Raw genomic sequence first — 3,967 nt, forward strand, 5'->3', positions numbered from 1 at the left:
CCCGGCCCGGCCGGGGGCCCGCCGGGGCGGCGCCCGGTGGCCGGGCCGGGCCCGGCCGTGCTACCCAGGAGCCATGCCGCACCCCGCGCCGCAGCGCGCCGCCTACGACGCCGTCGTCGTCGGCGGCGGGCACAACGGGCTGGTCGCCGCCGCCTACCTGGCCCGCGCCGGCCGCCGCGTGCTGCTGCTGGAACGGCTCGGCCACACCGGGGGCGCGGCCGTGTCCGCCCGGGTGTTCCCCGGCGTCGACGTGCGCCTGTCCCGGTACTCCTACCTGGTCAGCCTGCTGCCGCCGAAGATCCCGCGCGACCTCGGCCTGCGGCCGGCCACGCGGCGGCGCGCGGTCTCCTCCTACACCCCCGCCGTGCGGGGCGGACGGCCCACCGGACTGCTGGTCACCGGGGACGGCACCGCCCGCACCCGGGAGTCCTTCGCCCGGCTCACCGGATCGGACCGCGAGTACGACGCCTGGCGGCGCTTCTACGGGACGACCCGGCACGTGGCCGAGCGGGTCTTCCCCACCCTGACCGAGCCGCTGCCCACCCGGGCCGAACTGCGCGCCCGGATCGGCGACGACACCGCCTGGCAGGCGCTGTTCGAACGGCCGGTCGGCGAGGCGATCGAAGCGGCCTTCGCCGACGACCTGGTGCGCGGCCTGGTGCTCACCGACGCGCTGATCGGCACGTTCACCCACGCGCACGACCCGTCACTGCGCCAGAACCGCTGCTTCCTCTACCACGTGATCGGCGGCGGCACCGGCGACTGGGACGTGCCCGTGGGCGGCATGGGCGCGCTCACCGACGCCCTCGCCGGCGCCGCGCGGGCGGCGGGCGCCCACCTGGCCACCGGCTGCGAGGCCACCTCCCTGGCCACCGACGGCACCACCGCGGAGGTCGCCTACCGCACCGCGGACGGCGAGAGGGTCGCCACCGCCCGGCACGTCCTGGTCGCCGCCGCCCCGGCCGAGCTGGCGCGGCTGCTCGGCGAGCCGCCGCCCGCGCCCGGCCCCGAGGGCGCGCAGTTCAAGGTGAACATGCTGCTGCGCCGGCTGCCCGCCCTGCGCGACCCCGGCACCGACCCGCGCGACGCCTTCGCCGGGACCTTCCACGTCGCGGAGGGCTACGAGCAGTTGGCCGGCGCCTACCGGCAGGCCGCCGCGGGCCGGCTGCCGGACGCGCCGCCGTCCGAGATCTACTGCCACTCGCTGACCGACCCGTCGATCCTCGGCGCCGAGCCGGCCCGGCGGGGCTGGCACACCCTGACCCTCTTCGGCCTGCACGCGCCCGCCCGGCTGTTCGCCGCCGGCCACGACGCGGCCCGCGACGCCCTGCTGGCGGCCACGCTCGCCCAGCTCGACGCCCACCTCGCCGAGCCGATCGCCGACTGCCTCGCCCGCGACGCCGACGGCAGGCCGTGCGTGGAGGCCCGGACGCCGCAGGACCTGGAGCGCGACCTGCGGCTGCCGGGCGGCCACATCTTCCACCGCGACCTGGCGTTCCCCTACGCCGAGGACGGCGGCGACGGCGCCGAGGGCACGGCGGCCGGCCGCTGGGGCGTGGCGACGCGCCACGCCAACGTGCTGCTGTGCGGCGCGGGAGCGGTGCGCGGCGGCGGCGTCAGCGGCGTCCCCGGGCACAACGCGGCCATGGCGGTGCTCGGCCGGTAGCCCGCGGGCAGCGCCTCACACGCCGCCGGGGAGGTCCGCGACGGACCAGACGGCGCCGTGCCCGGCGAGGAAGTCCAGGAAGGACACGGCGTCGAACGCCTGCGCCGGAGCCAGGACGCCGGCCGGGGCGCCCCGCGTCACGAGCCGGTACGCGCCCTCCACGGCCACCAGCGCGGTGGTGCGGTAGGTGTCCCGGCCGCGCACCTCGCCGCGGGCGCGCCGCCCGTCCCGCCCCGTCGCCTCCACCGCGAAGGACCACCCCGCCTCGGCGCGCACCCGCGGGTCCGGCCCCTCCGGGACGCCGTCGGCCGGCTCCGGGGGCAGGCTGGCGAGCAGCCCGTACACCTCCTCGGTGGTGACCGTCTCCAGGTGCCGCGTGCGCACGTGCCGGGGAGCGGTGACCACCGCGGGCAGCGCGGTCCTGCGCACCGGGACCGGGCCGGAGCCCTGGGCCATGACGAACTCCTTGCGGCGCGCGGCGGCCCGCGGCGTCCACGCCCCGTCCACGTACCCCAGCCCGCCGTCGCGGAGCTCGCCGGCGATCCCGCCCAGCGAGCGGATCGAGCCCCGGGTCAGCCCGCCGCCCGTCAACTCCAGGGCGATGGTGACCTCCTCCGCCTCCCCGACCCGGGCGGCCGTCAGGTGCGCGAGCAGGTCGCTGGGCACGCCGTCGTCGGTGACGGCGGGCACCACCGGCACGCCCGCCCGCTCGGCCGCGGCGCCGAAGGCGTCGAAGACCCGCTTCAGGTACGGCTGCTCGCCCGCGGTGTCGACGTACGGGACACCGGCGGCGAGGGCGGCGGCCACCACGGGCTCGCCCCACCGGGTGAACGGACCCGCGCAGTTGACGACCGCGTCGCAGTCGCGGAAGGCGGCGGCGAGCGCGGCGGCGTCGCCCGCCTCGGCGACCCGTACGTTCCTGTCCGCCAGGCCCGCCTCGGCGGCGGCCGCCCGCAGCCGCCCGGCGTCCCGCCCCACCGTTACCGCGCCCAGGCCCCGCCGCCGCAGCTCCGCCACGACCAGCCTGCCGGTGTACCCACTCGCGCCAAAAACGGCGATCTTCATCGTCGGTGACTCTCCCGGACCTCGTCCCGGCGCGGGCGCGCCCAGTGCGCGCCCGCTCGTGGCTTCACCGTAGGAAGGACGGGGAAGACGTTCGATGCCTCACCGTCTTCGGGCCATGTCCGCTCGTCTCACCGGCGCGACCTGTGCCGGTAGGGTGGCGGGCATGGACGTCCTCAGCGACGCGCTGGCCGCCATGCGCACCGGCCGGCCGCACGCCGGCCGCACCGAGCGGAGCGGGGCGTGGGGCACGCGCTTCCCCGACGCCGACGGCGCGGGCTTCCACGTGGTGCTCCAGGGCTCCTGCTGGCTGCTGCCGCACGACGGCGAACCGGTGCCGCTCGGTCCCGGCGACGTGGTCCTGCTGCCGCACGGCCGGCGGCACGGCCTCGCCGACAGCCCCGGCACGCCGCTGACCGACTTCGCCGCCCCGCCGTCCGGCCCCTTCCCGTCCGACCCGCCCGACGAGGGCCGGCCGCCGCACCCCCGTACGGTGCTGCTGTGCGGCGCGTACCGGCTCGACACCGTCCGGGCCCACCCGCTGCTGCGCGACCTCCCGGAGGTCGTGCACATGCCCGCGCGGCTCGGCCCGCACCCGCGGCTGCACACCGCCGTCCAACTGCTCGGCGCCGAGCTGGAGCGGCCCCGGCCGGGTGCCGGCGCGCTGCTGACCTCGCTGCTCGACGTGCTGCTGCTGTACGTACTGCGCGCCTGGTACGAGGAGGAGTCCGGCAGCGGGCACGCCGGCTGGGCAGCGGCCCTGCACGACCCGGCGGTGTCGGCCGCGCTGCGCGCCCTGCACCGCGACCCGGCGCACCCCTGGACGGTGGAATCCCTCGGCCGGGTGGCGGGCCTGTCCCGGGCGGCCTTCGCCCGGCGCTTCACCGCCCTGGTCGGGCAGCCGCCGCTGGGCTACCTGACGTGGTGGCGGATGACCCTGGCGGCCCGGCTGCTGCGCGACACCGGGCTGCCGCTGCGCGCGGTGGCCGACCGGTCGGGCTACGCCTCCGAGTTCGCCTTCGCCAAGGCGTTCAAGCGGGAGTACGGCGCGGCGCCCGGCGCCTACCGGGCGGCGGGGACGGACCCCGCCGGGCGCGGCGCCGCCTGACCGAAGCCGGGCCGCCCGGGCCGGTACGGACCATGCCGGGCGCGCCGGACGGCTGGGGGTGCCGGACGGGACCGGGAGCGCGCCGGACCCGCCCGCGGGCCCGGACCCGCCCGGGCGCCCGGAGCCGCCCC

General features: G+C 78.9%; 3 protein-coding genes. 2 read left to right on the top strand and 1 reads right to left on the bottom strand.

The annotated features are described in order from the left end of the window. Positions 1 to 73: 73 nt before the first annotated feature. Positions 74 to 1,666 carry an NAD(P)/FAD-dependent oxidoreductase gene (locus RKE29_RS28440; protein ID WP_312008569.1) on the top strand — a complete coding sequence of 531 codons (1,593 nt, stop codon included), beginning with the start codon at positions 74 to 76 and terminating at the stop codon, positions 1,664 to 1,666. Positions 1,667 to 1,681: 15 nt separating this feature from the next. On the opposite strand, the gene RKE29_RS28445 is transcribed toward RKE29_RS28440, so the two are convergent. Continuing rightward, complete coding sequence (locus RKE29_RS28445) at positions 1,682 to 2,731, bottom strand: saccharopine dehydrogenase NADP-binding domain-containing protein (RefSeq protein ID WP_312008570.1); 1,050 nt, start codon at positions 2,729 to 2,731, stop codon at positions 1,682 to 1,684. 163 nt (positions 2,732 to 2,894) lie between these two features. On the opposite strand from RKE29_RS28445, the gene RKE29_RS28450 reads away from it, so the two are divergent. Next, entirely contained in the window at positions 2,895 to 3,836 is a 942-nt protein-coding gene (locus RKE29_RS28450; protein WP_312008571.1) for an AraC family transcriptional regulator, read from the top strand. The last annotated feature ends 131 nt before the right edge of the window (positions 3,837 to 3,967 follow it).

Origin of the sequence: Streptomyces sp. B1866 (assembly GCF_031932565.1) — a bacterium.
Taxonomy (GTDB): domain Bacteria; phylum Actinomycetota; class Actinomycetes; order Streptomycetales; family Streptomycetaceae; genus Streptomyces.